Genomic DNA, 14683 nt, shown 5'->3' on the forward strand with positions numbered 1-14683 from the left:
CGGTGCGGTGCCGCGATCCCCAGGTGAAAGGGAGCGACTCTCCGCCTCAGGCCGCCCGCCGCGACCGCTCAGGCCTTCCGCAGGACCACGCTGAGATTGTTGGCCGGCATCGCGATCCGCTCCGCAAGGTGCAGGCCGTGCCCGGCCGCGGCCGCCAGCACCGCTTCGAGATCGCGCACCCCCCATTCGGGATCGCGCATCCGCAGGTCCGCATCGAAGCGGGCGTTGCTCTCGGCCGTATGCGCCCCGCCGATGCGGAACGGGCCGTAGAGGACGAGCGGACCGCCTTCCGGCAGCAGGCGGCCCGCTCCGGCGAGCAGTCCCTCGGTCGCCGCCCACGGCGCGATGTGGATCATGTTGATGCACAGGACCGCGTCCGCCCGCTCGACCGGCCAGACCTTCGCGCAGGCATCGAGCGCGACCGGGGGCAGCAGGTTCGGCAGGCCCGCCATGCGGGCATGGGCCCGGATGCTGCCGCGTCCCCGCCGGTCCGGGTCGCTCGGCTGCCAGGTCAGCGCCGGCAGGGCGGCGGCGAAGCGAACCGCGTGCTCGCCCGTGCCGCTGGCCACCTCCAGCACCGTGCCGCCCGGCGGCAGGACCGCCCGCAGCACCCCCACGATCGCCGCCCCGTTGCGGGCGGCGGCCGGCGCGAACAGGGCCTCGTCCGCGATGCTCTCGCCGCTCAACGGCCTCTCTCCCGACAACCCTGCCCAGCGCCCCGGCGGCGGCATGCCCGGCCCCTGCGCCTCCCTCTCGCCCCAATCAAGCCCTGTCTGGGCCGATCCCGAGCCGTTCCGCCGGGGCGCTTCCCATCCGAGGCACACCGTCTTGAACGCTCCCCACCGCGCCGAAGCCGCCGACGCCTCCGCGCGCCTCGACCCGGACCAGATCCGCTCGATCATCATCGGCCTCGTCGCCGCGATGCTGCTCGCCGCCCTCGACCAGACCATCGTGGCGACCGCGCTGCCGACGATCGGCCTCGAACTCGGGGATGCGGCCAACCTCCCCTGGATCGTCACCGCCTATCTGCTCGCCTCGACCGCGGTGACGCCGCTCTACGGCAAGCTGTCCGACATCCACGGGCGGCGGATCATGCTGCTCATCGCCATCGTGACGTTCAGCCTCGGCTCGCTGCTGTGCGCGCTGGCGCCGAGCATGATCGCGCTGGCGCTCGCCCGCGGGCTCCAGGGCATCGGCGGCGGCGGGTTGATCGCGCTGGCGCAGACGATCCTGGCCGACATCCTCACGGCCAAGGAGCGGGCGCGCTATCAGGTCTACATCGCGGGCGTGTTCGCCCTGTCCTCGGTGGCCGGGCCCCTGCTCGGCGGCTTCTTCGCCCAGCACCTGCACTGGTCGGCGATCTTCTGGATCAACCTGCCGATCGGGCTCGCCGCCTTCCTCCTCACCAACGGCAAGCTGAAGCTCCTGCCGCGGCGCGAGCGGCGCCACAGCGTCGACTATCCGGGCGCGGCGCTCCTCGTCGTCAGCTCGACCAGCCTGATGCTGGCGCTCAGCTGGGGCGGCGTGCATTATCCTTGGGCGTCCGCCCCGGTGCTCGGGCTCGCGGCCTTCGGCCTCGCCGGGGCCGCCGCCTTCGCCGCGCGCCTCGCCACCGCGTCCGAGCCGCTGATCCCCTTGAGCGTCCTCTCCGACCGCGTGGTCACCAGCGCGACGCTCGCCGCCTGCTTCGCCATGGGCACCCTGATCGGCCTCTCGATCTACGTGCCGATCTTCCTCGAAGGGGTGATCGGGCTCGATCCGAGTCGCTCGGGCCTCGCGATGGTGCCCCTGATGATCGGCACGGTCGTCGGCGCCACGATCTCGGGCCGCTCGATGGTCCATTTCCGGCACTACAAGCGCCTGCCGCTCGCGCTCCTGAGCCTGAGCGTCGCCGCCTGCGCCGCGCTGGCCTTCCTCGGCCACCGGCTGCCGCTCTGGGGCATCGAGATCCTGTTCGTGGTGCTGTCGATGGGGATCGGCACGGTGCTGCCGCTCTCGACCATCGCGGTCCAGAACGCGGTGGCGCCGCAGCAGCTCGGCATCGCCACCGCCTCGATGAACTTTTTCCGCGCCCTCGGCGGGGCGCTGATCGTGGCGATCTTCGGCACCCTCGTGCTCGGCGGCGCGGGCGGGGAGAGCACGGCTCACGACATGGCCGCGCTGATCCGCGGCGCCGACGCGGCGCAGCTCGGGCAGACCTTCCGCCTCGTCTTCCTCGCCGCCTGCCTCGGCCTCGTGCTGGCGCTCGCCTGCCTCGGCCTCGTGGAGGAGCGCCCGCTGCAGGATTCCGCCGGGAAGAAGCCCGCGGCGTGAGATGTCGGCCGATCAGGCGCCGGATGCGCCGTCAGGCGCCAGCGTCCTCCTTCTTCTCCTCCCCCGCCGGCTGGCCGTCGTCGCGGGCGCGGTGGAGGATGAAGATCGCGATCACCATGGTCAGGATCAGGCCGGCGAGCACGGCGAGTTCGATCATCGAGGCCTGGAACAGGGCCTGCTTCTCCGGCGACCAGTCCTTGGAATGGGTGATCTCGGAGGATTGCAGGGTGATCACCAGCACCCGCCGGATCGAGGCGATGAGGCCGACGATCAGGAACGGCTCGCAGGTCAGGCGGCCGGAGCGCATCGACACCCGCACCGTGTGCAGGATCTCGATCAGCATCAGCAGGAACAGGAGCCGGTCCACCACCTCCAGGATCTGGGCGGCACCCCCGAGCGCGACGAGCGCGTTCCACGTCAGGCCGGCGGCATCGATCAGCGCCACCAGGGCGGTCAGCGCCAGCAGAACACCGAGGGCGGCATAGATCGCGTGTTCCGTATGCAGAAAAACGAAGCTCGCCGCGCGCGTGAGCCGACCCTGGTCTTCCCCATTCTCGGACATGTCTCGCCTCCCGTCTGTTTTCGGCGATCAGACAGGATCGATGGACGGGCGTCCAGCGCGGCGATGTGTCCGCGCACAGGCCCGGCGCCGGCGGGCGACGCGTCGGCGGTTCTCCAGGTTCTCGTGCCGCATCGGCTTTCGCCGAAAGCCGGCAGCCACCGTTCGGGCCGACGCTCTACCCGACCACGAGGTGGAGCGCCCGCGGCGCGGGGGCGAACGCGACGCGCCGGCCCCAGTCGAAGGGGATGAAGTCCTGCTCGATGCCGTCGGCGAAGACCACGCCGCCCTCGTTCATCCGCGAGACCACGCGGAGCGTCGTCTCGGCGAGCTTGCCGGCACGCAGCCGCGTCGCCGTCGCCACGCTGGGGAAGGGCTCGCGCACCCAGTAGCCGAGCGCGGGCTCCTCGGGCCCGAGGGGCACGCCGAGGCCGGTCGCCTCGCTGATCGAGCGCGCCCAGCCCGTCGCCCCGGTGCCCGAGGCCACGATGAGCCCGCTCGACGAATGGTCCTCGGCCGCCTCGCCGGCCTCGATCCGGTAGCGGGCCGATTGATGGCTGCGGTGGCCCACGAAGATCTCGTTGAGCGCCAGCAGCCGCTCGCCGCCGTCGAGCACGGCCTCCACCATGGTCCGGCGCTCGATGGCCGCGGCCCCCGCGACGCTCGCCGGCAGCAGGGACCCGAGCTGCGCGACGGCGATGCGGGCCAGCACGCCGTCGTAGAGGTCGGGCGCCGGGTTGAGGCCGATCACCGGCTGGCCGGCGAGATACTTCGCGACGTTGGCGACCAGACCGTCCTGGCCGACGGCGACGACGACGTCCTCGGGCGCGAACAGGAAGCGGTCGAGATCGGCGCGCCGCGCCAGCGCCTGGCGCCAGTCTCCCGGCACCGCGGCGCGGGCCTGCGCCAGCGCCGCCTGGAACCGCGCATGGCGGTCCTCGGCCTCGTTCAGGGACTGCCCGCGGCTCTCGAGGAAGAACTTGGCCTGGCCCCGCGTCGCGTGGCGGGCGAGCAGCAACTCGTAATCGGTGTCGCGGGTGACGAACACGGCCCGCGGGGTGATCGCCGCCATGGCCCGCGCCCTCAGCGGGGCGCGGCGAGCGGCGCCGCCCGGCGGAACTCGCCCATCACGCTCGCCAGCAGGTCGGGCGTCACGGTGACGTGATCGATCGTCTCCAGCTTGGCCGCGAGTTCCCGCGCCGCCAGCCCGAGCAGGGTGGCCGGGGGAAGGTCGCGGTAGACCGCCACGCGCCGCGCCTCGGCCTCGGCCCGCGCCCCCTCGACGAGGCGGATGCGCTCGGCCTCCGACGCCGCCTCCAGGCCGCGCGCTTCCGCCAACCCCGCCGCGCGGTCGCGGGCGTTCTCGGCCTCGCGGGCGATGAGGCCCGATTCGCGCTGCGCCAGCTCGGTGCGGGTGGCGAGTTCGTTCTCGGCGATGGCGCGCTCCTTCTCCACCGCGAGCGCACGGCGGGCGAAGGTCGCCTCGTCGGCCTTCTGCTGGAGCGCCTCGAAGGTCGGCGTCTGCAGCGCGCGCTCCAGCTCGCTCGTCGGCGCGAGGTTGGTGAGCCGCACCGCGACCGGGGCGACGCCGATCTCGGCGAGCGCGGGGGCCTCCGTCAGCACCGCTTCGAGCAGGAGGCGCAGGGGCTCGGGGCCCGCGTCGAGCAGGGCGCGGACCGGGCTCGCCGCGAGATGCTGCAGCACCGCCTGGCCGGCGATGCCGGAGAGGCGCGCCTCGATCCGCTCGATCGGCTCGCCCTGGAACGTACCGCTCCGCAGCCCGATCGAGAAGTCGACGCGGCTCGCCAGCCGCTCGGGATCGACCACGTGCCAGCCGATCGTCCCCTGCACCGCGACGGTCTGGAAGTCGCGGCTGCGTCCCCGCACGAACAGGGTCATCTCGCGGTCGTCCATCGGGACCTCGCTGATGCTCGCGGTCTCCGGGCGAAACCAGAACACGAGGCCCCGCCCGCTCTGGCGCACCCGTCCGTTGCGGTAGCGGATGACGTGGCGGCTCGCCTCGCTGCGCAGCTGGGCGACCGGGCCGAGGTTTCGGATCGTGGCCATGGCAGTCTCCTCGAAGACGGATCAGCGGGTGTTGCGGAAGCGGTAGAGTTCGGGCGGCCGGAACGAGGTGCCGGCCTCGCGCTCGCCGGTCGGTTCGAGCCAGCCGCGGTCGAGCATCCGGCGGCGGAAGGCGGGCTTGTTGAGGGGCGTGCCGAGGATCGCCTCGTGCACATCCTGGAGCTGGCGCAGGGTGAAGCGCTCCGGCAGCAGCGCGAAGCCGACGGCCGAGTAGTCGAGCTTGCCCCGCAGCCGCAGCATCGCCAGCGCCAGGATGTCGGCGTGGTCGAAGGCGAGCGGCAGCGGGCCGGGCTCGGGGCTTCCCTCGGGCGGGTGCAGCACGACGGGGCCACCCGCCTCACCGGCCCACGGCACGTCGATGATCGCCGACAGCAGGCCCGCGCCATTGCGCGCCGCGTCCGCGAAGGCCCGCTCCGGCAGCAGCGCGAGATAGGCCACGGAGACGATGCGCATGCGCGGATCGCGGTCGAGCGCGCCGAAGGTGTAGAGCTGCTCCAGATGCAGGCCGGTCAGCCCGGCCTTCTCGCGCAGCACCCGCCCGGCCGCCGCATCGATCGTCTCGTCGATGCGGACGAAGCCGCCGGGCAGCGACCAGAGCCCGACCTGCGGAGGCTCGCTCCGCCGCAGCAGGAGCGCGGCCGGGCGGGTGCCCCGCAGCCCGATCAGGACGACGTCGACGGTGAGCGCGAGGCGCCCGTAGGCCTCGGGGTCGTCACCGGCAGGATTTGCGGCCTCGCTCACGGGCGCCTCATATTCGCAACTTGCATCTAACTAAGATGCAGTTTGCGAATATGTCAAGGGCGCCCGTCCCTCCGTGAGAGCGAGGGCCCGGTCAGGCGAGGACGAGGAAGTCCGCCGCCGTCAGCACCGCCTTGGTCTCGACGACCGCGAAGGCCACCGCCGCCCCCACGCCGCTCCCGTCCGCGTCGTAGGTCAGGAGGCCGGTGGTGCGGTCGTAGAGGATCCGGTCGTCCGCATCCCGCACCGCACCGGCGACCCCGAGATCCTTGAAGGCGCCGGCCGCGAGCGCTCCCACGGGGAGCGATGCGAACACCGAACGGTCGAGGGCGATCGTGTCGTCGGCCGCGGAGAAGTCGGTGAGGCGGTCGAGGTTGCCCCCGCCGAGCGGCGCATCGAACACGAAGGTGTCGGCGCCGGCGCCGCCCGCGAGGCGGTTGGCGCCGGCATTGCCGGTCAGCGTGTTGGCGAACTCGTTGCCGGTCAGCGCGAAGGCGCCGGTGCCGCCCGCGTCGAGCGTCAGAACCTCGATCTCCTGGCCCCGCGCCAGGGCGTAGCTCACGGTGGCGTAGACCGTGTCCCGGCCGCCGCCGACGGCCTCCAGCACCGCGTCGCGGGCCGTGTCCACCCAGTAGGTGTCGTTCCCGGCCATGCCCTGCAGCGTGTCGGCGCCCGCGCCGCCGGACAGGACGTTGGCGAGGCCGTCGCCCTTCAGCACGTCGGCGCCGCCGCCGCCGACCACGTTCTCGACGTTGAGGATCGTGTCCTCCGCCACCCCGCCGACGAACACCGTCGCCGCCTTGGCCCCGGCGAGCGTCACCGAGACCGCCGCGGTCTTGTCGCCGTAATCGGCCGTGTCGAGTCCCGCCCCGCCGTCGATCCGGTCCCGGCCGAGCCCTCCCAGGAACGCGTTGGCGAGGCCGTCGCCGGTGAGGCTGTCGGCGCCCGCGCCGCCGACCACGTTCTCGACGTTGAGGAGCGTATCCTCGGCCACGCCGCCGACGAGGACCGAGGCGGCGCTGGCACCCTTCAGCACGACCGAGATCGCGGCATTGCGCTCGCTGTAATAGACGGTGTCGAAGCCCGCCCCGCCGTTGATTCGGTCCGCGCCGAGATTGCCGAGGAACAGGTTGTCGAAGGCGTCGCCCGTGAGGATGTCGGCGCCGGAGCCGCCGATCACGCCCTCGACGTTGAGGAGCGTGTCCTCCGCGATGCCGCCGACGAGGACCGAGGCGGCAATCCCGCCCTTGAGGGTCACGGCGATGCCCGCCGACTTGTCGTCGTAATAGGCGAGGTCGAGGCCCGCGCCGCCGTCGAGGCGGTCGCGGCCGAGCCCGCCCTGGAGGATGTCGCTGCCCCCGGCCCCGATCAGGACGTTGCCGAGGCCGTCGCCGAGCAGGGTGTCGTTCCCGGCGCCGCCGGTCACGTTCTCGACGTTGCGGAGCGTGTCCTCGGCCACACCGCCGACGACGACCGAGACGGCGGTCGTGCCGTTGAGGGTCACGGAGACGCTCGCCGTCTTGTCGCTGTAATCGGCGGTGTCGGCGCCGCCGCCGCCGTCGAGGCGGTCGCGGCCGAGGCCGCCGCGGAAGACGTTGGCGAGCGCATCGCCGGTGAGCGCGTCGTTGCCGGCGCCGCCGAACACGTTCTCGATGTCGAGGAGCGTGTCCTCGGCCACGCCGCCGACGAACACCGAGATCGACCGGGTCCCGTTGAGGGCGAGCGAGACCCCGGCGGTCCTGTCGCCGTAATCGGCGGTGTCGGCGCCGGCGCCGCCGTCGAGCCGGTCGCGGCCGAGGCCGCCGCACAGCAGGTCGTTGCCCGCATTGCCGCGCAGCACGTTGGCGAGGCCGTCGCCCCGCAGCACGTCGTTGCCGGCGCCGCCCGTGACGTTCTCGACGTTGAGCAACAGGTCTTCCGCCACGCCGCCGACGAGAACGGAGACCGCGCTCGCCCCGTTGAGGGTCACGGAGACGCCCGCCGTCTTGTCGCTGTAGTCGGCGACGTCGATCCCGCCCCGGCCGTCGATCCGGTCGCGGCCGAGGCCGCCGCGGAAGCCGTTGGCGAGCGCATCGCCCGTGAGCACGTCGTTGCCGGCGCCGCCGATCAGGTTCTCGACGTTGAGCAGCGTGTCCTCCGCCCGGCCGCCGACCGAGACCGTCACGGCGGTCGCGCCGTTGAGGGTCACCGCGATGCCCGCGGTCTTCTCGCCGTAATCGGCGACGTCGATCCCGGCACCGCCGTCGAGGCGGTCGCGGCCGACGCGACCGCACAGCACGTCGTTGCCGGCAAGGCCGCGCAGCACGTTGCCGTAGCCGTCGCCCGTGAGCAGGTCGTTGCCGGCGCCGCCGGTGACGTTCTCGACGTTGAGGAGCGTGTCCTCCACCACCCCGCCGACGAGGACCGAGACGGCGATCGACCCGTTCAGCGCCACCGAAACGGCCGCCGTCTTGTCGCTGTAGTCGGCGGTGTCGATCCCGCCCCGGCCGTCGATCCGGTCGCGGCCGAGGCCGCCGCGAAACGCGTTGGCGCCCGCATTGCCCGTGATGGTGTTGGCGAACTCGTTGCCGATCAGGGTGAGGGCGGTGGTCGCGGTGAGGGAGAGCGCCGAGAGGACCTCGATCTCCTGGCCGAGTTGCAGCGTGTAGCTGACGCTGGTGAAGACGCCGTCGGTTCCCTCGCCCCGGGCCTCGTAGATGCGGGTCGAGGAATGCGAGATCTCGTAGCGGTCGTTGCCGAGCCCGCCGTAGAGCCAGTCGAACCCGCCGCCGCAGACGATCCGGTCGTTGCCCTGAAGGCCGTAGATCACGTTGTTGACGGCGCTGCCGATCAGGGTGTCGTTGCCGAGCGTCCCGCCGATCACGGCGGAGGCCGAGACGTTGAACGTGGCGGTGAGGACGAAGACGCTCGTCTGCAGGCCGAAGGCGGCGAGCTGCGCGCCCGTGTAGCTGCGGACAAGGCCGAGCGTGTCGGTCAGGTCGAGCCGGGCGATCTGGTAGATCGGCGAGCCGGTCCCGGCGACGACCGTCGCGCCGAACCTGCCGTCGGCACCGAAGGACAGGCTCGTCGTCGTGCCGGTCGAGAGCTGGAGGCCGTGGTCGAAGGTCACGACGCCGCCGCGCAGGCCGGTCTGGTCGCTCGCCGACGCGTCGAGGACGAAGCCGCCGCGGCCCTTGGTGAGGTCGATCACGCCGGTGAAGTCGAGCGAGCCGACCTGCGGCCCGACCGTGTCCTTGGCCGGGAGCGGCGGCGCGCCGGTGACGGTCAGGCCGGTGACGAGGCCGAGCGCCTTCAACTGCGCCGTCGTGTAGCTGCGGACGTTGCCGACCTTGTCGATCACGTCGACGCCGGTGACGGTGTAGGTGCCGTTGCGCGCCGTCGTCGGGATGACCTGGACGAGCCGGCTCGATCCGTCGGCCCAGGAATCGGGCCCGAGCCCCGCGATCTCGATCAGCCCCGTCCCGGTGCCGCCGGACAGGTCCTTGTCGAAGCGGATGCGCACGCTGCCGATGCCGGTGCCGACATCGCTCGCCGCGGCGAGGAAGCTCACCGACTTCGCGCCGCCCGAGAGGTCGACGGTCGTGGGGAAGCCGATCAGGTCGAGTTCCGGCGCGGTCCGGTCCGAGGACGCGCCGGTGATGGTCAGGTCCGTGCCGAAGCCCAGCGCCTTCAGCTCGGCCGGGGTGTAGGCGTGCCGGTTGCCCGCCCCGTCGGTCACCTCGAAGCCGGTGATCAGGTAGGTGCCGTTGCGGGCGTTCTGCGGGATGGTGAGGTTGATCCGGCTCGCGTTGTCCGCCCAGCTGTCGCCGGTGCCGTCGAGGACGATCCGGTAGGGGCCGGCCCCGCCGGTGACGAGGTTCTTGTCGAAGGTGATCGTGACCGAGCGGATGCCGCTGGCGTCGTCGGTGGCGGCGACCCCGAACAAAGCGGCCTTCGGCCCGGCCGACACGTCGACGGTGGCCGGGAAGGCGAGGTTCTTCAGGTCCGGCGGCGTGGTGTCGGGGGTCGCGGCCCCGCCGGTGATGGTCAGGCTGGTGCCGATGCCGAGCGCCTTGAGATCGGTGGTCGCGTAGGTGCGGACGTTGCCGGCCCCGTCGGTCACGCTCACGCGGGCGACGGTGTAGAGGCCGGACTTCGCCTCCTTGGGGATCGTGACGCCGAGCGAACTGGCGCCGTCGGCCCAGCTGTCGCCCGCGCCGTTCAGGAGGACGGTGCTGGGGCCGGTGCCGCCGTAGAGGTTCTTGTCGAAGGTGACCGCGACGCTGGCGATGCCGGTGGCGTTGTCGCGGGCCTGCGCGGCGAAGGGCTGGATCCGCGCGCCCGTCGAGACGTCGACGGTGCCGGGGAAGGTCAGCGCGGTGAGTTCGGGCGCCGTCCGGTCGCCGTTCACGGTGAGTTTCGTTTGGGTGATGCCGAGCCCCGGCAAGTCGGCCGCCGCATAGGTGCGGACATTGCCCGCCCCGTCCGTCACCACCACGTCGGTGAGGGTGTAGACGCCCGAGCGCGTCGAGGTCGGGAACAGGGTGGTCAGCGCCGAGGAGCCGTCGGCCCAGGAATCGTTGCTCGATCCGGGAATCGCGATCGTGCCGCGGCCGGTCCCCCCGAAGAAATCCTTGTCGAAATGCAGGACGACGCTGGCGATGCCGGTGGCGTTGTCGGTGGCCGAGGCGCCGAAGGTGACGTTCTTGGCGCTTCCCGAGACGTCGACATTGGCCGGGAAGGCGAGCCCGGTCAGTTGCGGGGCGGTCGTGTCCGTGGCCCCGACGACCACGGTGGTGGAGTAGCCGAGCGCCTTCAGCTCGGCGGTGGTGTAGCTGCGGGTGTTGCCCGCCTTGTCGGTCAGTTCCAGGCTGAGCACGGTGTAGGTGCCGGGCTGGGTCGTGACCGGCACGGTCTCGGTGTCGCTGCTGGCGCCGTCGCTCCACGGGTCGGCGGTCGAGCCGAAGATGTAGACGTTGCGCCCGCCCCCGCCGAGCAGGTCCTTGTCGAAGCGCACCACGGCGGACGCGATGCCGCTCCGGTCGGTCGCGCTGACCCCGAAGGTGATGTCCTTCGCGCCGCCCGCGAGGCTGACGCCGTCCGGATGGGTAAAGCCCGTCAGCGTCGGCCCCTCGAGGTCGGAGGCGCCGACCGTGAAGGTGTTGGGCAGGCCCAGCGCCTGCAGGTCGCCCTGCAGGTAGGTGCGGGTGTTGCCGGCCTTGTCCGTGACGTCCACCTGGGCGACGACGTAGGTGCCGGGCGGCGTGGCGGCCCGGATCGTGTCGGTGCCCGCGCTGCGCCCGTCGTCCCAGGAATCGCTGCCGCCGAACAGGTAGTAGTTGCCGAGATACTGGCCCGTCTGGCTCTGGACCCGCAGGACCACGCTGGCGACGCCGCTGCGGTCGCTGGCGGCGGCCGAGAAGTGGAAGGTGGCGTCGCCCCCCGAGAGATCGACGTTGCGGTCGAAGTCGAGCCCCGTCAGGGTCGGCCCGGACGTGTCCGCGCCCGAGATCGTGAAGGTCTTCTGGATTCCGGCCATCCCGGCGAGTTCGGCCTCGGTGTAGGTCGTCTGGTTGCCCGCGGTGTCGGTGACCCGCACGCTCGCGACGTGGTAGGTGCCCGGCGGCGTGCTGACCCGGATCGTGTCCGAGCCGCTGCTCGTCCCGTCGGCCCAGGAATCGGTGCCGCCGAACAGGTAGTAGTTGCCCTGATAGCGGCCCTCCGCGTCGCGGATCTCGAAGGAGAGGCTGGCGATGCCGCTGCGGTCGCTGGCGCTCGCGGCGTAGCGGAAGGTGGCGTCGCCTCCCGAGAGGTCGACGGTGGGATCGAAGCTGAGCGCGGTCAGCGTCGGGCCGGTGTTGTCGGCGCCCGAGACGGTGATCGTCGTGCCGATGCCGCGCGCATTCAGGTCGGCGGTGGTGTAGTAGCGCTGGTTGCCGGCCGCGTCGCGCAGGTCGACGGAGGTGACCGTGTAGGTGCCGTTCGGGGCGCCGACCGGGATCGTGGCCTGGATCGCGCTCGACCCGTCCGCCCAGCTGTCGTTCGAGCCGAACAGGTAGAAGCTCGATCCCGCCGAGCCGAAGCCTTTATCGAAGGTGATGACGGCGTAGCTGACGCCGCTCAGGTCGTCGTCCGCCGAGGCCGCGAAGGTGATCGTCTTCGCGCCCGACGACAGATCGATGGTTCGAGGAAAGCTGAGGCCGTAAAGCGTGGGCTGGACCGTGTCGGCCATGACGAACCTCGAATCGACGTCGCGCCATGTCTGCGCGATCACGCGCGTGTAAAATATCGTTCCCTCGCATCGCGAGCAAACGTAAATCACGGCCGCGGAAGCGAATACCCTTTCGGTGTTGCGGCGCGTGTCAAATCAATGAATTTCGCCGCCTGCAAAGCTCTCGCGCCGTCGCTGCCGCGCCGGAGATCGCCGTCACGGCATCGCACGAAGGTTTTCGAGACTATACCCTCGATTGCACGACGTGGCTTTGCCTCGGTGCCGGTGCCGGTGCGGTCGGACGCGCATCATCCACCGTCGGGGGAGCCCGCGCCCGCGTTCAGCACCGCCGCGATCTTCCGGCAGGCGGGATGGGGGGCGGCCGGGCCCTGGGCCGCCGCGCCGTGCTGCCAGACCAGGAAGTCGGTGCCCGCGCGCGTGCCGCCCAGCGCGTAGACGGCGGCGCGGCCGGCGCGGGCACCGTTGCGCTCGACCACGACCGACATCCGGAAATACTGGCGCGGCGAGGGGACCGGCCGCCCGCCCGCCGGCAGCGAGCGGACGGACGAGGGCCGGACCCGCGCGATCAGGGCGGCGAGGTCGAAGCGGCCGCCCTCGTTGTAGACGGTGAGCACCGGCGTCAGGATCGCGGCGACGTCCGGCGTCATCGAGGGGAGACGGCCGATCTCGTCCACCCGCACGAACGGGCCGTTGCGCGGGCCGGAGGCGAGACCGCGCGCCCGGTACTGGGCGCGCTCGGCCCCGCCGTTCGGCTCGGGCACGTCGTCGGGGTCGCGGGCATCGACGATCTCGGCGGCGAGCGCCAGCACCGTCGGATCGGGCAGGCCGAGCAGGCGGAAGGCCTCCTCCAGGGCCGGGCGCGGCGTGGTGTTCAGGTCGATCAGCCGCCCCTGGTCCTGCAGCGCGACGAAGGCCGTGCGCCCGCGCCCGAGGGGGCAGGCGACGGCGGCGCCGTCCTCCGGCAGGCCGAGGCCGGCGACCCGGTGGGTCCGCGCCACGCGCAGGTCGTAGGCGACGAACTGGCCGATCCCGTCGGCGAGCCCCTGGAGGCGCACGCCGTCGCCCCGTGCCTGGATCGTCGCCGTCTCGCTCCGGACCTGCAGCAGGGCCGCGGCCAGGATGGCGCTGACGACGACGAGCACGGCCAGCACCGAGAGCAGCACGAAGCCGGACTGGCCCGAGTCGGTGCCCTCTCCCTCGCGAGGAGGACGGCAGAGGCCCAAAAACATCATCGGCCGTCCCGCGGCCGGTCGCCGAGGGCGACGAGGAGGGGCGGCCAGCGCCGACGGTCGGCGGGCGCGAACAGCACCTGGATCTCGACGAGGACCGGCAGGCGGTCGGCCCGCAGCCAGACGGTCTGCCACGCGGGCGGCGCGCCGTCGGTCGTCTGGCCGAAGTAGCGCAGCCCGACACCCGCGACGCCGTCGAGCAGGACCTCCGATTGCCGCCAGGGCGCGCCGCCCGGCTCCGGTTCGAGCGGGCTGCGGGTCTCGACGAGATCGAAGATGCCCTCGGCGCGCGGGACGCTCGCGAGGCTTACGGCGAATTCGAGGCCGCGCTCCAGGGTCCGGTCGGCGCCGAGGGCGGCGTGCAGGCCGTCCGGCCGGCCGAGCAGGCTCGGGCCGGACCCGTCGATGCGCCGCCGCGCGAGGCTGCCGAGGGTGCGGCGCAGATGGTCGCGCACGGTCTGCACGTCCTCCGCCCCGGCCGCGAGGGCGGCGGTGGCCGAGGCGGTGCCGGCGGCCCGCATCGTGCCGAGCATGAGCAGGCCGATCAGCGAGGCGAGCGCGAGGCAGACGATCATCTCGACGAGGGTGAAGCCCGCCTCGCGCCCCTCAGCCATCGCGGCCTCCGGCGACCAGCGTCGTGTAGAGCGGCTCGCCGCCGCCCCGCTCGCCGGCGCCCTGCTCGACCTGGATCTGCCACAGGGGCGGGAGCCGGGGGTTGCCGAGCGCCGCACGGGCATCGGTCACCCGCAGGGTCCAGGCCGTGCCGTCGGAGAAGCGGCCCTGCGTCAGGCCGGGCCCGAGCGGCCCGGCGGCGATGCGGCGCAGCGCGACGCCCTCCGCCTCGTCGAGGGAGGCCCGCGCGGCTTCGAGCCGCCGCACCCCGCTCGTCGTCGATCCGGCGATCTCCAGGGCGAGCAGCGCGCCGAGGCTCGCCACCGCGAAGGCGACGAGCACCTCGGCGATCGTGAAGCCGGACTCGGCGTCGCGCGCCCTCACCGGATCTCCTCCCGCACGACCCGGCCGGTCAGCGGGGCGAGCGTGAGGACCACGCCCGAATTCCGGCCCGCCAGGACGATGCGGCCCCCCGTGCTGCCGCCGTCGGGCAGGAGCCGGATCTCGCCCGGGACCGGACGATCCGAGGGCGGCGTCTCCAGCGAGACTCGCAGGCCCGCGGTGGCGATCGCCGCCGCGCCGGGGCGCGAACTCAGGAAGCGGGCGGCCTCGGGGTCGTAGACGAGGCGCCCGCGCGTGCCGGAGCGCAGAGCCTCCGCCCGCAGCCGGCCGATCTCGGCGGCCAGCGCGTCGGCGGCCTGCGCGGCCCGCCGGTCCTGGGTCGCCCCGAGCAGCGTGTGCGAGCCGGCGGTGACGGCGAGGCTCAGGATCGCCAGCACCACGAGCAGCTCGATCAGGCTGAAGCCGTCGGCTCGGCCGGCGATCGCAGGGGGGCCGCGATGCCTGTCGGGCGCAGCACTCTCGGTCATGGCCGGCCCCGCCCCTCCCGGCGCGCCCCGCGGCCGATGCGCCGCGCCCGCCATGATGCCCCGGAAT

The 14683-nt window shown here is 72.8% G+C and carries 11 protein-coding genes; 1 reads left to right on the forward strand and 10 read right to left on the reverse strand.

Features of this window, described 5'->3' with window-relative positions; genetic code table 11:
- Nucleotides 1-68: 68 nt before the first annotated feature.
- Entirely contained in the window at nt 69-686 is a 618-nt protein-coding gene (locus HNR00_RS03805; RefSeq protein WP_246390239.1) for a DUF938 domain-containing protein, read from the reverse strand.
- 142 nt (nt 687-828) lie between these two features.
- Here HNR00_RS03805 and HNR00_RS03810 point away from each other — a divergent pair, with 142 nt between their 5' ends.
- On the forward strand, nt 829-2313 hold the full coding sequence (locus tag HNR00_RS03810) for an MDR family MFS transporter (protein ID WP_183565139.1): 1485 nt from the start codon (nt 829-831) through the stop codon (nt 2311-2313).
- A gap of 31 nt (nt 2314-2344) precedes the next feature.
- Here HNR00_RS03810 and HNR00_RS03815 read toward each other — a convergent pair whose 3' ends face one another.
- The 9 genes from HNR00_RS03815 to HNR00_RS03855 all read right to left on the reverse strand — a co-directional run bounded on the left by HNR00_RS03815 (nt 2345) and on the right by HNR00_RS03855 (nt 14616).
- On the reverse strand, nt 2345-2875 hold the full coding sequence (locus HNR00_RS03815) for a phosphate-starvation-inducible PsiE family protein (RefSeq protein ID WP_183565142.1): 531 nt from the start codon (nt 2873-2875) through the stop codon (nt 2345-2347).
- Between the two features lie 175 nt (nt 2876-3050).
- Nucleotides 3051-3944 carry an NAD(+)/NADH kinase gene (locus tag HNR00_RS03820; protein WP_183565145.1) on the reverse strand — a complete coding sequence of 298 codons (894 nt, stop codon included), beginning with the start codon at nt 3942-3944 and terminating at the stop codon, nt 3051-3053.
- An 11-nt stretch (nt 3945-3955) separates the two neighbouring features.
- Complete coding sequence (locus HNR00_RS03825; RefSeq protein WP_183565148.1) at nt 3956-4939, reverse strand: SPFH domain-containing protein; 984 nt, start codon at nt 4937-4939, stop codon at nt 3956-3958.
- A 21-nt stretch (nt 4940-4960) separates the two neighbouring features.
- A complete protein-coding gene (locus tag HNR00_RS03830) occupies nt 4961-5698 on the reverse strand; it encodes an NUDIX hydrolase (protein WP_183565151.1) in 738 nt (245 codons plus the stop codon).
- A gap of 91 nt (nt 5699-5789) precedes the next feature.
- Complete coding sequence (locus tag HNR00_RS25415) at nt 5790-11948, reverse strand: Ig-like domain repeat protein (RefSeq protein WP_312885993.1); 6159 nt, start codon at nt 11946-11948, stop codon at nt 5790-5792.
- A 245-nt stretch (nt 11949-12193) separates the two neighbouring features.
- Entirely contained in the window at nt 12194-13138 is a 945-nt protein-coding gene (locus HNR00_RS03840; protein WP_183565154.1) for a type II secretion system protein GspK, read from the reverse strand.
- Nucleotides 13135-13749 carry a prepilin-type N-terminal cleavage/methylation domain-containing protein gene (locus HNR00_RS03845; RefSeq protein ID WP_183565157.1) on the reverse strand — a complete coding sequence of 205 codons (615 nt, stop codon included), beginning with the start codon at nt 13747-13749 and terminating at the stop codon, nt 13135-13137. The genes HNR00_RS03840 and HNR00_RS03845 overlap by 4 nt, the downstream gene beginning before the upstream one ends.
- Nucleotides 13742-14131 carry a PulJ/GspJ family protein gene (locus tag HNR00_RS03850; RefSeq protein WP_183565161.1) on the reverse strand — a complete coding sequence of 130 codons (390 nt, stop codon included), beginning with the start codon at nt 14129-14131 and terminating at the stop codon, nt 13742-13744. The genes HNR00_RS03845 and HNR00_RS03850 overlap by 8 nt, the downstream gene beginning before the upstream one ends.
- Complete coding sequence (locus HNR00_RS03855; RefSeq protein WP_183565164.1) at nt 14128-14616, reverse strand: prepilin-type N-terminal cleavage/methylation domain-containing protein; 489 nt, start codon at nt 14614-14616, stop codon at nt 14128-14130. Before HNR00_RS03855 ends, HNR00_RS03850 begins: the two co-directional genes overlap by 4 nt.
- Nucleotides 14617-14683 lie beyond the last annotated feature (67 nt).

The organism is Methylorubrum rhodinum, assembly GCF_014199935.1.
Taxonomy (GTDB): domain Bacteria; phylum Pseudomonadota; class Alphaproteobacteria; order Rhizobiales; family Beijerinckiaceae; genus Methylobacterium; species Methylobacterium rhodinum.

Bases quoted from the DNA above. Each gene is read 5' to 3' on its own strand.
- HNR00_RS03815 (WP_183565142.1), bottom strand. From the start codon at position 2,875: ATGTCCGAGAATGGGGAAGACCAGGGTCGGCTCACGCGCGCGGCGAGC.
- HNR00_RS03820 (WP_183565145.1), bottom strand. From the start codon at position 3,944: ATGGCGGCGATCACCCCGCGGGCCGTGTTCGTCACCCGCGACACCGAT.
- HNR00_RS03825 (WP_183565148.1), bottom strand. From the start codon at position 4,939: ATGGCCACGATCCGAAACCTCGGCCCGGTCGCCCAGCTGCGCAGCGAG.
- HNR00_RS03840 (WP_183565154.1), bottom strand. From the start codon at position 13,138: ATGATGTTTTTGGGCCTCTGCCGTCCTCCTCGCGAGGGAGAGGGCACC.
- HNR00_RS03845 (WP_183565157.1), bottom strand. From the start codon at position 13,749: ATGGCTGAGGGGCGCGAGGCGGGCTTCACCCTCGTCGAGATGATCGTC.
- HNR00_RS03855 (WP_183565164.1), bottom strand. From the start codon at position 14,616: ATGACCGAGAGTGCTGCGCCCGACAGGCATCGCGGCCCCCCTGCGATC.